This is a genomic window from Actinobacillus suis ATCC 33415 (genome assembly GCF_000739435.1).
GTDB classification, from domain to species: Bacteria; Pseudomonadota; Gammaproteobacteria; order Enterobacterales; family Pasteurellaceae; genus Actinobacillus; species Actinobacillus suis.
On record NZ_CP009159.1, the window covers coordinates 1309494 to 1324790 of the forward strand.

The 15297-nt window shown below is 39.5% G+C and carries 9 protein-coding genes; 4 read left to right on the forward strand and 5 right to left on the reverse strand.

What is annotated here, in order from left to right:
• Positions 1 to 65 precede the first annotated feature (65 nt).
• The 3 genes from ASU1_RS05965 to ASU1_RS05975 are packed head-to-tail and all read right to left on the reverse strand — an operon-like array spanning position 66 to position 4501.
• Entirely contained in the window at positions 66 to 1310 is a 1245-nt protein-coding gene (locus ASU1_RS05965; protein ID WP_014991885.1) for a sigma-54-dependent transcriptional regulator, read from the reverse strand.
• A complete protein-coding gene (locus ASU1_RS05970) occupies positions 1300 to 3240 on the reverse strand; it encodes an ATP-binding protein (RefSeq protein ID WP_014991886.1) in 1941 nt (646 codons plus the stop codon). Before ASU1_RS05970 ends, ASU1_RS05965 begins: the two co-directional genes overlap by 11 nt.
• Positions 3241 to 3268: 28 nt before the next feature.
• Entirely contained in the window at positions 3269 to 4501 is a 1233-nt protein-coding gene (locus ASU1_RS05975; protein WP_014991887.1) for an ABC transporter substrate-binding protein, read from the reverse strand.
• A 282-nt stretch (positions 4502 to 4783) separates the two neighbouring features.
• On the opposite strand from ASU1_RS05975, the gene ASU1_RS05980 reads away from it, so the two are divergent.
• Positions 4784 to 6139 (forward strand): MFS transporter, encoded by a 1356-nt coding sequence (locus ASU1_RS05980; RefSeq protein ID WP_014991888.1) that lies wholly within the window; start codon positions 4784 to 4786, stop codon positions 6137 to 6139.
• Positions 6140 to 6367: 228 nt separating this feature from the next.
• Positions 6368 to 9844: a DNA polymerase III subunit alpha gene (dnaE, locus tag ASU1_RS05985; RefSeq protein ID WP_014991889.1), complete on the forward strand. Its 3477-nt coding sequence runs from the start codon at positions 6368 to 6370 to the stop codon at positions 9842 to 9844.
• Positions 9845 to 9954: 110 nt separating this feature from the next.
• On the opposite strand, the gene purT is transcribed toward dnaE, so the two are convergent.
• Both purT and plsB read right to left on the reverse strand, forming a co-directional pair.
• Complete coding sequence (purT, locus tag ASU1_RS05990; protein ID WP_014991890.1) at positions 9955 to 11136, reverse strand: formate-dependent phosphoribosylglycinamide formyltransferase; 1182 nt, start codon at positions 11134 to 11136, stop codon at positions 9955 to 9957.
• Positions 11137 to 11249: 113 nt separating this feature from the next.
• Positions 11250 to 13694: a glycerol-3-phosphate 1-O-acyltransferase PlsB gene (plsB, locus tag ASU1_RS05995; protein ID WP_014991891.1), complete on the reverse strand. Its 2445-nt coding sequence runs from the start codon at positions 13692 to 13694 to the stop codon at positions 11250 to 11252.
• A gap of 158 nt (positions 13695 to 13852) precedes the next feature.
• Here plsB and lexA point away from each other — a divergent pair, with 158 nt between their 5' ends.
• Positions 13853 to 14488 (forward strand): transcriptional repressor LexA, encoded by a 636-nt coding sequence (lexA, locus tag ASU1_RS06000; RefSeq protein WP_014991892.1) that lies wholly within the window; start codon positions 13853 to 13855, stop codon positions 14486 to 14488.
• A gap of 57 nt (positions 14489 to 14545) precedes the next feature.
• Entirely contained in the window at positions 14546 to 15226 is a 681-nt protein-coding gene (gene mutH, locus ASU1_RS06005) for a DNA mismatch repair endonuclease MutH (RefSeq protein WP_014991893.1), read from the forward strand.
• The last annotated feature ends 71 nt before the right edge of the window (positions 15227 to 15297 follow it).

A 15297-nucleotide genomic window follows, 5' to 3' on the forward strand; every position in this document is an offset into this window, starting at 1 on the left:
TGGGTATTTGAAGCTCTTAAACTCATTGCTTAAAAGTGCGGTGACATTCACCGCACTTTTTAACTTTAATCTTTGTAATCCTCTTTATTCAAATCATATTTCTTCATACGTAAATACAATTTCTTACGCGGAATTTGCAGATATTCCGCCGCATCATTAATTCGCCCTTGAAAACGGTTTAACACATCAGTAATCACTGTTTTCTCATATTCTTCAATCCGTTCATCCAATGATAACTCGCCTTGATTTTCAGCTATAAAATGGAGATTATCGTTTTGTACCGTCACACCAACGGCATATAATTCCGCTGTATGAATCAGCTGGCTAATATTGCCTAACCACTGTTGTGATAATAATTGTTTTAAGAAAGTATCGGTTACAGCCGGTTTTTTCTTTTTCAGTTTTTGACAAGTTAAAGTTAAATAATGGCGAAATAACGGCTCAATATCTGAAGGTCTTTGTGCCAATGGAATACACTCAATTTGAGTAAGAGCAAAAGCATAAAATAATTCCGGCAATAGACCGTATTCAGATAACAACTGCTGAGGCGAATATTGGCTAATTGCAATCACTCGATTTTGCTGATCCTGCTGAATAAACTGCGCCAGTAGTTTTTGCGTAGGTTTGCTCAAATACTCAATATTTTTTAAAATAATGACCGCACTTTTTAGGTGAGGTAACTGACTTTGTAATGTCTCACTATCTTCTTGCTCCAACAATTCAACAAAATATTTTTGTTCAAAACGTGACTTTGCCAATTTATACAAATAATTCGCCGCTAAAGTTCTCCCCGTACCAATTTCACCAAAAATAAAAATCGGTAAATTAGTTTCAGATAACTGTTGCAAGCGTTTACGGTGAGATTTAATCCAATGACTTTGTCCAATAAAATGGGTTTCTAGCTCACTTTGTTGCCATAATTTAGTGGCAAGTTGCGTTTGTCGTTGTTCACAGGCTTGTGCCACTTGCTGTAAGAATTTTTCAGGTCGTACAGGTTTCTCAATAAAATAAAAAGCCCCCTTTTGCATAGCTTCAATTGCCATAGGCACATCGCCATGTCCCGTAATCAAAATAACTGGTAGCTGCTTATCTTTAGCATGAATTTGTTCCAGTAATTGCCAGCCAGACATTTGTGGCATATAAATATCACTAACCACAATACCTTGCCAATCCTCACTAATCTGTTCTAGCGCTGTAACTGGATTATTGACCGCAATAGTGCGATAGCCTTCTAGTTCTAACAATGATTGATAGGCTTGCAGTACATCTTGATCATCATCAATTAATAAAACGGTGTAGTTATGACTCATATTCTGTTCCTAATAAATGTGGCTCATCAGCTGGAAATTCTAAAATAATTACCGCACTTTTATGTAAGCTTGAAGCAATATAAAGATTGCCATTAAATTGCTGCATAATGCGCTGACAAATCGTTAAACCTAGACCTAGACCGACTTCTTTGTTGCTATAGAAAGGTTGTAATAATTTATCCGCACTTTCAAGCGGCCAGCCCTCACCGTTATCTTCAATACGCGCATAAATTTTATGTTGCTGTGCATAAAGTTGAATCTGAATATGCGCTTGTGTTTTGCAGGCTTCCAGAGCATTACTCAATAAATTAACAAAAATCTGCTCTAATAAAATAGCATTACCTTTCACAACATTTTCACCTTCAATGGAGAGCTGTGCCTGCATGGGTTGATGACGTAACGCTAATAACTCCCATGCTGTATTAATCGCTTGTGTGAGTGAAACCGGTTGTAAAGGATCTTGCAATGTATGGCGTTTAGTAAATTGGCGTAATCCTTTCACTATATGTGCAGTTCGTTCTACCAGTTTATTGATATTCTCGGCATAGGTTTCTGCTTGTGATAGATTTCCTGTTTGTAAGCTTTTCTTTAAACTGAATAAATAAATAGCTATCGCATTCAAAGGCTGATTAATTTCATGAGCCAAGCTGGTCATCGTTTGTCCAACTACCGCCACTTTGGCTGTTTGAATCAACTCATTTTGTGTATCTCGAAGATCTTGTTCGATGATACGTCGTTCTTTAATCATATCCGTATGATGTTTCAATAATCGATTAATTTCCGCAATTTCATCATTACCGAAAACTTGAATTGGCAATTCTTCTTTACCTTTATTGAGCAATTTCACTGACTCGATCAAATTTTCAAATCGCTTAGTCAAATGTCCTTGTAAATAGAAACGATTGAAAGCCCAAATAAAAATCAATGAGATAAGTAGAGTTGCCACAATAATGAAGCCACTAACTTTTGTTTGCTGCTTCATATTCTGGTTAAGAGCGGTCAAATTTTCATTGGTTTTAAATAGAATACCTTCTGTAATATTTCGCGTAGAACGCAAAATATTCGCTTTTTGCTGGCTAATCTCTGTTGCTGTCTGTTGAAATTGATGAATATTGGCGACCAATTCATCTAGATCTTGATGAGGAGCAATCATATTCGCTAACATTTCCACCATTTGTTGCAAAGTGGCAATACTTGCGTTGTCAGTTTGTAATGGTTCACTATGTTGTAAACTTACAACCAGTTCTTTCAAGGTTTGATATTTCAATAGAATGTCTTGCTGATCGAGTGCATATAAAAATTGAGCGATCTCTGTTTTAATATTATCTTCCGTATTCTTTAGCTGCGCGATAGCTTGTAATTCATTTTGCAAATTAAAGATGTCTGAACTGGAGTGAGAGCTAGAAACGGGTTGTTTCGCTAAATTAATTTGCTGCCAATTTAATTCCTGCCCTAACGCGACGATTTCATTATTAAAATCATCATGCAACCATTGCAATTTCGTCACGAGTTCTTGCTTTTTTTGTTCAATATGAAAACTTTGGTTTAAATGCGAATAAATCTTTACAATTAGCGCCTTTAAATCTGCAATATTACCTAAAATCACGCCCTCATCATGAGTATCATCAGACAGCATCAAAGCATCCTGTTCTATTTGCTCTAATTGTCCATTTAACTGTTTGAACATTGTTTGACGATTCATATTATTTTTTACCGCAGCAAAGCGATCTAACTCATTCACAAAAGCGGCAACATTATCTTCCAATTTCAGCGCAAGATGCGTTTTTGGAAAATAATCGTCTAAAATATAATTCACTTGTTTATGTTGCTGATACCAAGAAAAAAGGCTCACTATGCCTAAAACCACACTTAACATCAAACTCATCGCAAAAGCATGTTTTAGCACCTGTGTAATACTTGTTTTTTTCATTCTGTTATTCCAATCTAATTCAATTATCTTATTGTTCTTCTATTGCAAGTAATACCTTATTAATCTGTCCTTGGAAAAATTCAGCCCATTTTCTTTCTTGCGCTAAGGCAAAAGTTCTATTGTTTTTAAGCTGTGCTAAAAAGTTTTTGTCATTGGCTTGTGCTTCACTCAATGGCATAGCGGTCAACTCAGCACGAAGTGCGGTCAATTTTTTACCTATTTTCTTCTCTTTTTCATTTAGCGCATGCCAAGCTTCTTTGAGTTGTGCCAAACGAAAGGTAATTGCTACATCAAATAACTTTTTCACCAAATACTCCCTCGCAAGCAGACGATCGTAATCTAACAGAGGTTCATTCAATAACTTTTGCTGTTCCATATATAGTGAATCCTGAGCGTCTAATGAATTAAGTGGATATTTGGCAAAGTTACGGGCAGCGACCATTTTCTGCCCTCGTTCAGATAATAAAAAGGCAATAAATGCCATAGCATCTTCTACATGCTCACTACTACGATGAATTGCTACAAACGTGGGAGAAGCAATAGAATGAGGAAAATAGACAAATCCCACATCAGAATGTGCGGACTGGTTAAGTGCATAAGTATCAATGCTCATACCGGCTACGGCTAAACCTGCTTTTACTTTATCAGCCACATTAAAACTACGGGATGAAATCAAAGAGAAATTACGAGATAACGTCAAAAAGTCAGTCCAGCCTTCATTCCAACCTCGTTGCTGTAGCAACATTTCCAACATAATATGATTTGACCCCGAACGTGAAGGCGAACTCATTAACACACTATTAAAATAATCAGGGTGTAATAAGCTATTCCAATCTGTTGGGATAGATAAATTACGTTCCTTAAGTAACTTTTTATTGTAAAAAATACCATAACCAGAGAATGCTACAGCGGTAGTTGTTTGTCTCAATTGAAGCGGCACCCATTTGTCATGCTGCTGTAAATGATCTGGTAGAGAAAGTAGTACCTGTTGCTGTTGCAGCTGTTGAAATAAAAATGGCGATGAACTCAACACTAAATCTACATTCTCTATATTTGGTTGAGTTAACAAACGTTCTAATGAGCTAACTGTACGGTTAATTAAACGGATATGTTGCTCAGGATAAATTTCTTTCCATTCATTTTGAATATAATTCATTGTTTCCGGAGAGAAAGAAGTTGCGATGACTAAACTTTTTGCCTGAACCTGAAGTGTTAGTAATAGCCCTAATAAACTACCGAAATAGCTGATAAATTTTCTCATTGTTACATCCATTTTTGTGATTTAGATCACAAAATTAAAAAATTTTTTTCATTCACATTTTGCCAAATAGGCAAGTTTTATCTCAATTTTCGGCCATCATATCCACATACAATTAACCAATGATGTTTTGAGTTAATCTTGACACATAAACTTTATTAAAAATGTCAATTTTGACTTAAATTTCAATGTATTGCCTTTTGCTTTAGACATATTAGCATAGTGCCAAATTTCTTTAACTAGAAATAAAAATTCCTTATTTTTTATTCTTACAGGTATTACATTATGATTTCATTCTTAGCCTCAAAACCTGGTAAACCCGTACCAGAAGCAGAACAATTAGAGCGTTATAACCGTTTAAGATGGCATGCACTTTTTGGCATATTTATTGGCTATGCTGCATACTATATTTTGCGTAATAACTTCTTACTTTCTTCGCCTGAACTTATCAGCGAGTTTGGTTTCACTAAAAAAGATATTGGTTTTATTTCCGGAACAATGTTAGTTGTATATGGCTTAAGTAAAGGCTTTATGTCTGCTTTTGCCGATAAATCCAACCCAAAACATTTTATGATTTTCGGCTTAATGATGTCTGCAGCGGTTAACCTTATGATGGGCTTTAGCGCATCATTCTGGGCATTCTTATTCCTTTGTATTCTAAATGGTATCTTCCAAGGTATGGGCGCAGGCCCCGCTTATGTGGTGTTAGCAAGCTGGTTCCCACGTAAATCTCGTGGTGTGACAACAGCGATGTTTAACATTTCACACAACGTAGGTGGTGGTTTAGTGGCACCAATCGCAGGCGCAAGTATCGCATGGCTTGGCACTGAACATTGGCAAGCCGCGCACTTTACTGTTCCAATGGTGTTAGCAACTATTATTGCAATTATTGTGTATATTTTCGGTAAAGGACGTACTTATAATGAAGGTTTACCACCAACAAGCAAAATCTTAGGTACAGAACAAGAAGAACTTGTGGTGACAAAAGATGAAAATGTGAACTTAACTACATGGGAAATCTTCCGTGATTATATTGTAAAAGATATCAATGTTTGGTTCGTATCATTTATCGATGTGTTCACTTATATGATCCGTTTCGGCGTATTAACTTGGTTACCTCTTTACTTATTAGAAACCAAAGGTTTCTCAAAAGGCCAAATGGCAACCGCATTCGCTATCTTTGAATGGGCTGCAATCCCTTCAACCTTATTAGCAGGCTGGTTAACCGATACCTATTTCAAAGGCCGCCGTATGCCACTTGCGATCATCACATTAATTGGTGTAGGCGCAGCAATGTTTGCTTACTGGGGTGGACAAGATTTATTAACGGTAACCATTGGTGCAGGTATCATTGGTTGTTTGATCTATGTACCAATGTTCTTATCATCATTACAAACTATTGAATTAGTACCATCATTTGCCGCAGGTTCTGCAACAGGGTTACGTGGTTTACTCAGCTATATTTTAGGGAGTTTCTCAGGTACTGCATTATTCGGAATCTTAGCTGAACGCTTTGGTTGGGATGCAGGTTTTTACCTCTTATTATTCGCAGTATGTGGTTGTATTTTCTGCTGTTATATGACCCACTTAGGTGTATTACGTTTAGAAAAGAAAAAATTAGCGCAAGCAGCAAATCATTAATATCAAGTAAAAGTGCGGTAAAATTTACCGCACTTTTTTGTTTATTAAAAAGCTGATAAATCTCCTCATCTTTATACTCTAAATAGAGTATAGATTGAATAAAGTGTTGCCAATGTACAACCATCAATTATTCATTTACGGCACAATTGCGAAAATTTTGCAAAAAATTAACCGCTTATTTGTGTTAAAATCCCTTCAATTTTTTCTTATCTGAATTTAAATATCGTAATGACTCAACAACGTTTCGTTCATCTTAAAGTCCATAGTGATTTCTCTATGATTAACGGTTTGGCTAAAGTAAAACCGTTAGTCAAAACAGCCGTTGCCAATAATATGGTGGCAATGGCACTAACCGATTTCAGCAACTTTTGCGGATTGGTAAAATTTTATGGCGAAGCGTTAGGTTCCGGGTTAAAACCGATTATCGGTGCGGATATTTTCGTGCGTCCCGAACCGGACAGCGAAGATTTCTTTGAGCTGACGTTACTGGCAAAAAACAACACCGGTTATCACAATATTACTCTTTTACTTTCAAAAGCTTATCAACAAGGTTATGTTGAATTTCCGTTAGTCGAAAAAGCGTGGCTTGCCGAGTTAAATGAGGGCATCATTGTGCTTTCCGGCGGACGAAACGGCGATGTTGGAAAAGCTCTACTCAAAGAAAATGAAGCGGAAGCAGACGAATTAGTTAGCTTTTATCAGCAATATTTCCCAAATCATTACTATCTCGCGCTCTGTCGTACTGGCCGTACGGATGAAGAACGCTATATTCAGCAAGCGGTGCCTTTTTCACAAAAACACCAATTACCGTTAGTTGCGGTAAATGATGTAGTGTTCTTGAAAGAAGACGATTTTGATGCGCACGAAATTCGTGTAGCAATCCACGACAGCTACACCTTAGATGATCCAAAGCGTCCGAAAAAATATTCACCGCAACAATATTTCCGTAGCGAACAAGAAATGTGTGCCTTGTTTGCCGATTTACCGCAAGCGGTCGAAAATACGGTACAAATTGCAATGCGATGCAATGTAACCGTACGTTTAGGCGAATATTTCTTACCGAATTTCCCAACCGGCGATCTTTCTACCGAAGATTTTTTAGTGAAAAAATCACGTGAAGGTTTGGAAGAACGTTTGGAATTTCTATTCCCAGATCCGGAAGAACGCAAAAACAAGCGGTCTGTTTATGATGAACGTTTGCAAGTCGAGCTGGATGTAATTAACCAAATGGGCTTCCCCGGCTACTTCCTAATCGTAATGGAATTTATTCAGTGGTCGAAAGATAACGATATTCCGGTTGGCCCAGGGCGTGGTTCCGGTGCGGGTTCTTTAGTGGCGTATGCGTTAAAAATTACCGATTTAGACCCGCTTGCCTTCGACTTACTCTTTGAGCGTTTCCTAAATCCGGAACGTGTTTCAATGCCCGATTTCGACGTCGATTTCTGTATGGACGGACGAGATCGTGTGATTGAACACGTTGCCGACACTTACGGTCGCCAAGCGGTTTCACAGATCATTACCTTCGGTACGATGGCGGCAAAAGCGGTAATCCGAGATGTAGGTCGTGTGCTTGGTCATCCGTATAATTTTGTCGATCGAATCTCAAAGCTGATTCCGCCCGATCCGGGTATGACCTTGGCTAAAGCCTTTGATGCCGAGCCGAAACTGCCGGAACTTTACGAAGCCGATGAAGAAGTGAAAGACTTGATTGATATGGCACGTAAATTGGAAGGCGTAACCCGAAATGCCGGCAAACACGCCGGTGGTGTGGTAATCGCCCCAACCGCTATTACCGATTTCTCACCGCTTTATTGCGATTCGGAAGGACTTCATCCGGTGACTCACTTCGATAAAAACGATGTGGAATATGCCGGTTTAGTAAAATTTGACTTCTTAGGCTTACGGACACTCACCATTATTAAATGGGCATTGGAGATGATCAATCAACGCTTAGCCCGAGAAGGCAAAGAGCCGGTACGTATCGAAAGTATTCCGTTAGATGATAAGAAATCCTTTGATCTGTTACTCGCATCGAAAACAACGGCGGTATTCCAGCTAGAGTCACGCGGGATGAAAGATTTGATTTCACGTCTGAAGCCCGACTGTTTTGAAGATATTATCGCATTAGTGGCATTATTCCGCCCCGGTCCGCTTGAATCCGGCATGGTACAAAACTTTATCGACCGTAAACATGGTCACGAAGAAGTTTCTTACCCTGATGCACAATATCAACACGAATCGCTTAAACCGATTTTAGAACCGACCTATGGTGTTATTGTTTACCAAGAACAGGTAATGCAAATCGCACAGGTGCTTGCCGGTTATACCCTAGGTGGTGCGGACTTATTACGCCGTGCAATGGGTAAGAAAAAACCGGAGGAAATGGCGGCACAGCGTGAAATCTTCGAAAAAGGGGCAATCAAACAAGGTATTGATGGCGATCTTGCGATGAAAATCTTTGACTTGGTGGAAAAATTCGCCGGTTATGGTTTTAACAAATCGCACTCTGCCGCTTATGCGTTGGTTTCTTACCAAACATTATGGCTGAAAGCACACTACCCTGCCGAATTTATGGCAGCGGTAATGACTTCGGAGATGGATAATACCGACAAAATCGTTGGCTTTTATGACGAATGTATCAATATGGGATTAACCGTTGTTCCGCCTGATGTAAACAGTGGTAAACACCGTTTTTCAGTGAATGAAAAAGGCGAAATCGTGTACGGTTTAGGTGCAATTAAAGGTGTGGGAGAAGGCCCAGTTGAAGCAATTTTAGAAGCGCGTGAAAAAGACGGTATCTTCAAAGATTTATTTGATTTGACCGCTCGAGTCGATCTGAAAAAAATCAATCGCCGTACCTTTGAAGGCTTAATTATGTCAGGCGCTTTCGATAAATTAGGTCCGCATCGTGCTGCATTGATGAAAAATTTAGAAGACGCACTAAAAGCTTCTGACCAACATAGCAAAATGGAAGCACTCGGACAAAGTGATATGTTCGGTGTGCTAACTGAAACGCCGGAAGAAGTGCAAAATGCCTATGCGAATACGCCGAAATGGTCGGAACAAACCATTTTAGAAGGCGAACGCACCACACTCGGTTTATATTTAAGCGGTCACCCAATCGGACGATTCTTAAAAGAGTTATCGCACTATGCGCCGGTACGTCTAAATGAACTACAACCGACACGCCGTGGGCAAGTGGTCACCGTTGCCGGTATTATTATGGGGTCGCGTATCGCCGTAACTAAACGAGGCAGCCGTCTTGGGATTGCAACCATTGAAGATCGTTCCGGTAAATTAGATATGACACTATTCTCAGAAGCTCTCGAAACTTACGGCCATCTTTTAGAGAAAGATCGTATTGTGATCGCAACCGGTTCGGTACAATTTGATGATTTTAGCGGCGGGTTAAAAATGTCAGTACGAGAAATCGCCACTTTAGATGAAGCTCGCAGTCGCTATGCGAAAAGCCTTGCTTTAGCGATTAGTCAAGAACAGCTTACTCCGCAATTTGTAAAAGAATTACGAGAAATCATTGAACCGAATAAGGAAGGGACGTTACCGCTACATTTCTACTACCAAAGCCCTGAAGGCAGAGCCTTATTGCGAAGCGGCGTAGAATGGCGAGTAACCCCGAAAGATGAAATGCTCGACCAACTCAAAACCTTACTTGGCGAAAATGCCGTAGAACTGGAGTTCGAGTAACAAAGGCATAGTAGACAAAACAAGCGGTTGAATTTGCAGATTTTTTTGCAAATTTGACCGCTTGTTATTTGGTGAAATGGAAAAATATGTAACTTTTGTCTATTAAACCATTAAAGCTGTACCGCTAATTTTGCATAGGCTCGTTCGGCTTTTGCCAAGGCTTTTTCGGTATTCTCGTCACGGGCCAAGATGACTCCTAAACGACGGTGACCGTTAACCTCACCTTTACCAAATAAACGAATATTGGTGCCGATTTCTTCTAACACTTTATCAAGATTACCGAATCTCACATTATTTGATTTGCCTTCAACTACAATCGCCTTGGAAGCTGCCGGGCTAATTTGATAAATTTCCGGAATCGGTAAACCTAAAATCGCACGAGCGTGTAAGGCAAACTGGGACAGCTCTTGCGAAGCCATGGTGACCATTCCCGTATCATGCGGGCGAGGCGAAACTTCATTAAAGATAATTTCATCACCACAAACAAACAATTCCACACCAAAAATACCGCGTCCGCCTAATGCCGTTGTAATTCGCTCTGCGGTTTCTTGCGCACGTTTTAATGCAAGTTCAGACATTGCTTGCGGCTGCCAAGATTCACGATAGTCGCCATCTTCTTGGCGATGTCCGATTGGTGCTAAGAAAGATGTACCATTTACATGACGCACGGTTAATTGCGTGATTTCATAATCGAATTTGATAAACCCTTCTACGATCACTCGTCCGCTGCCAGCACGTCCGCCTTCTTGCGAGTAATCCCATGCTTGTTGAATTTGATCCTCAGATTTAATCACTGATTGTCCGTGACCGGATGATGACATAATCGGTTTAACTACACATGGAAGACCAATTTCAGCTACGGCTTTCTGAAAATCATCAAAGTTATCAACGAAGAAATAAGGTGATGTTTTTAAGCCAAGTTCTTCCGCTGCTAAACGGCGAATACCTTCACGGTTCATTGTTAATTGGGTTGCCTTTGCAGTCGGCACCACATTGTAGCCTTCTTGCTCTAACTCTACCAACGTTGCTGTCGCAATCGCTTCAACTTCCGGCACGATAAAATCCGGTTTCTCTTGTTCCACTAATGCACGTAACGCTGCGCCATCTAACATGGAGATTGTATAAGAACGATGTGCTACTTGTTGTGCCGGCGCATTTTCATAGCGATCCACCGCAATCACTTCTACTCCTAAGCGTTGTAGTTCAATTACAACTTCTTTACCTAACTCACCTGAGCCAAGCATCATCACTTTCGTAGCATTCGGTCTTAATGGCGTGCCAATTGTGGTCATTTTTGATCCTCTTTAATTTAAAGCAAACGTTTGCGTGAATTATATAATAAAAGCGGTAAGATTTTGTAAAAAATTTGCTAAATCTTACCGCTTGTTAAGTACTAGTCGAGTGATTATGCCGATTTATCGTCCGCTTTCTCAAGCTCTTCCGCTTTTTCCATTGCACCTTGAATAGTGAGCTGGATTTCCACCGAAATCAACGTTCTGAGCATTTCCTCCGCTTCCATGACTTTCGCAATAACCGCATTGCCTTGTTCATCAAAATAACCTTGCGCTTTTAAACTTGCACTAAAGGTTGAGAAAATCGCCTTATCAAAAAACTCAGGTGCATTGATACCATGCAGAATCGAAAGACGTTGTGCGATAGAACGGCTTTCTTTTTCTAACGCATTACGACTTATTTCCGGTTGCTCCAACAAGACACTTAAGCTGATGTAGTAACGTTGTAAAATTTCACGCACACCTGCCGCATGAAGCTGTAATGCACGTACACGAGAACGATTAATTTTTAATACATCACTTTCGTATTTAATAATTTGCTGACGAGCAAACTCGGTTAAAATCAGTTCAACTTGCTGACGAACTTTGCTTTCATCAAAGTGAAGGAATAACTCAGCTTTTAAGAACGGGTAAATATGACTTACCGTTTTCATAATCAGATCTTTGGATACCGATTCGTGGTGTAAGACGATACTTGCAACCAATGATGGCAACACAAACAGATGCTGAATATTATTACGGTAATAAGTCATCAATACCGCTGATTCACGATCTAAGCGAATCATTTCACCAAAATTATCTTTCTCACTCACCACGCCGGAACGAGGTAACGTAAGCACATGCTGTAACATTTCTTCCGCAGATTCTTTCGGAATAGTGATATCCGCCGAATAAGGTACGTTTTTAAATAATTGTAGGTAGCTATCTACTTGTTCAATTAATTGTTCGCTTGCTAAGGCTCGCTGACGAGAAGCTAACAATACTGAGCCGATCAAGTTTTTCGCATTCACTGCCGCTGCATTATTAATATTCACCATCACTTGCTGAGCCACGGCATCAACCGCCTCATTTAGCCATTTCGGACGCACATCTTCAGAAGGCGGTTCTTTCCATTCAGGGAAATGCTGATTCAAGTAATTGTTTACTTGAATAGGTTCCCCGAAATTCACATAGCCCTGCCCTAAATTACGTAATTTTTTAATCACACGTAACACTAAGCCAGCATTTTCTTTTTCTTTCTCCGCACCTCGCAATTCTTTTGCATAAGTATCTACTTCAAGCACGTGTTCATAGCCGATATAAACCGGTACAATACTAATCGGGCGAGTTAAACCACGTTGTAATGCTTGTAATGTCATCGACATCATACCGGTTTTCGGCTCAAGTAAGCGTCCGGTACGAGAACGACCACCCTCAATAAAATATTCCACCGAATAGCCTCGATAAAATAGCTCCGCCAAATACTCACGGAAAATCGTTGAATATAAGCGATTGCCTTTAAATGTACGGCGAATAAAGAATGCCCCACCACGGCGGAAAAACGGCCCTGCCGGCCAGAAATTTAAGTTAATACCTGCAGCAATATGCGGTGGTACTAAACCTTGATGGTACAAAATGTATGATAATAATAAGTAGTCCATATGACTACGATGGCACGGTACATAAACAATCTCATGCCCTTCTAAAGCAAGCTTACGCACACGATCCGCATTTTGTACACTGATACCTTGGTACAACTTATTCCATAACCAACTTAGCACTCGATCCGCCATACGTAGCGTCTCGTGGCTCACATCGGCTGCAATCTCATCCAAGATTTTTTCCGCTTCTTGCTGCGCTTTTTCTTTGGAAATCTTTTTCGATTTTGCTTCGTCTTCAATCGCCTGCACAATAGCCGGCAATTGGATCAGTTTATTAAACATCGCTTGACGATCAGGCAAACGCGGTCCCATTGCCGAATAACGCTGTTTAGCAAAATGCATTTTTGCCACTCGAGCCAGCTTTTGTGCCAATCCTTCTTCCGCACCATGCTCGGTCACCATATAACGTAAAGATAATGCTTGAGAAAAACGCACAAAATTATCTCGACCAAACCAGATCATGGCAATAATGCGTTGAAAAGTACTCATAAAACGCAGAGATGGTGCTTTTTCTTTACCTGGTGAGCGCCCCCATAACACAGATACCGGTACTAGCTGCACATCTAAACTTTCATCCGTTCGGTGTAAATCCAGATAACGATAGAAGAGAGATTCAGTCTCGCTTTTAGCTCCTTTCGATTTAAAAAAACGACGACCTTCATCTAAAAAGACATAACGAGGTAAGGACTGACCGTTAATCTCATTAGTTTGTAATGGATCAGGTAAATTCAGTACTTGGCAATTCTTTTGTAGAATTAATAAATCCGTTTGGGACGTATAAGGTAATACGTAAATAATAGGTTGTGATAGATTTAATGATAGTTCGTTCACCGGATCGGTAGGAATAGAACGAGACTTAACTAACAACGAAAGCGGAACATTCAACACTTTCCGATAAAAATTTAAGAGGCTAGACATTTTAATATCCTTAATTGTTATGGTTTATGCCATCTATATGTATACGAAATATAGTCTATCATAAATTTGTCAGAATTTTCTGAATTTATCTAGTTACAAATAAAAAATTACTGTATATAATGACACAAATTTCTGTATATAAAGACAGTGAGGAAAAAATGTCACGTAAACACTTAACTGCTCGTCAGCAAGAAATCTTTGATTTTGTCAAACACCATATTGAAACCACCGGTATGCCGCCAACACGAGTGGAAATTGCCAGAGAAATCGGTTTTAAATCACCTAATGCGGCAGAAGAACATTTAAAAGCACTGGCTCGTAAAGGTTATATTGAAATGCTTTCAGGTACTTCGCGCGGTATCCGTATCTTAGTAAATAACGAAACTGAAGAAGCAGCCAATGATGACGGCTTACCTCTAATTGGAAAAGTAGCAGCGGGTACGCCGATTATGGCGATTGAACACGTTGAGAGCCATTATCCGGTAAACGGTGCTATGTTTAATCCGAATGCAGATTACTTACTTAAGGTAAATGGTAATTCAATGGAAAAAATTGGCATTTTAGATGGTGATTTACTTGCCGTACATAAAACAAACTTTGCGCGTAACGGTCAGGTTGTTGTCGCACGTGTTGATGATGAAGTTACCGTAAAACGTTTAGAGAAAAAAGGTGATCTTATTTATCTTCATCCTGAAAATGATGAATTAGAGCCAATTATTGTTGATCCTCGTATTGAATATATCGAAATTGAAGGGATTGCCGTTGGTGTGATTCGTAATAACGCTTGGATGTAATCTCAACATTAGGAGAATATGCGATAAGCGGTTCTCCTAAATCATTATCATACGCTTATGCAACTTTCCACCTTTTCACATTCCGAAGCAGAATTACTTGAAAAAGCAAACTGGCTCGCTGGTTTTACGCTAGGAGAAATCGCACAACAATTAAATGTAGCTGTTCCGCCGGATCTTCGCCGAGACAAAGGTTGGGTCGGACAATTAATCGAAACAGCTTTAGGTGCCAAAGCCGGCAGCAAACCAGAACAAGATTTTGCACATTTAGGGATTGAACTCAAAACTATTCCTATTAATCATAAAGGTTTTCCACTTGAAACTACTTTTGTGAGTTTAGCGCCTTTGACGCAAAATACTGGTATTACTTGGCAGACCTCGCACGTTCGCCATAAATTACAAAAAGTGTTATGGATTCCGGTGCAAGGAGAAAGACAAATTCCGGTTGCAGCACGCCATATCGGACAACCTATTTTATGGACACCTTCATTTGAACAAGAACAACAGTTGAAAAATGACTGGGAAGAATTAATGGAATACATTATTTTTGGGCGTTTAAATGAGATTAATGCCACGCTTGGTGAAGTCATGCAATTACGTCCTAAAGGTCGAAACAGTCGTTCACTCACAATGGCAATTAATCAGCAAGGTGAACGAGTCCAATCTTTACCATTAGGCTTTTATTTACGTAAACAATTTACCGCCGAAATTTTACAGAATTTTTTACGTTCTCCTCTTTAATTTTTATGCGACTCTCGCTATGATTAGCGCCTTTTAAATTATAGGTAATAACCTATTAAATCGTTTTCTTT

Excerpts from the sequence above, each read along its gene's own strand:
- purT (WP_014991890.1), bottom strand. The coding sequence starts at position 11,136 with ATGACCACAATTGGCACGCCATTAAGACCGAATGCTACGAAAGTGATG.
- mutH (WP_014991893.1), top strand. The coding sequence starts at position 14,546 with ATGCAACTTTCCACCTTTTCACATTCCGAAGCAGAATTACTTGAAAAA.
- dnaE (WP_014991889.1), top strand. The coding sequence starts at position 6,368 with ATGACTCAACAACGTTTCGTTCATCTTAAAGTCCATAGTGATTTCTCT.
- ASU1_RS05970 (WP_014991886.1), bottom strand. The coding sequence starts at position 3,240 with ATGAAAAAAACAAGTATTACACAGGTGCTAAAACATGCTTTTGCGATG.
- ASU1_RS05975 (WP_014991887.1), bottom strand. The coding sequence starts at position 4,501 with ATGAGAAAATTTATCAGCTATTTCGGTAGTTTATTAGGGCTATTACTA.
- ASU1_RS05965 (WP_014991885.1), bottom strand. The coding sequence starts at position 1,310 with ATGAGTCATAACTACACCGTTTTATTAATTGATGATGATCAAGATGTA.
- lexA (WP_014991892.1), top strand. The coding sequence starts at position 13,853 with ATGTCACGTAAACACTTAACTGCTCGTCAGCAAGAAATCTTTGATTTT.
- plsB (WP_014991891.1), bottom strand. The coding sequence starts at position 13,694 with ATGTCTAGCCTCTTAAATTTTTATCGGAAAGTGTTGAATGTTCCGCTT.
- ASU1_RS05980 (WP_014991888.1), top strand. The coding sequence starts at position 4,784 with ATGATTTCATTCTTAGCCTCAAAACCTGGTAAACCCGTACCAGAAGCA.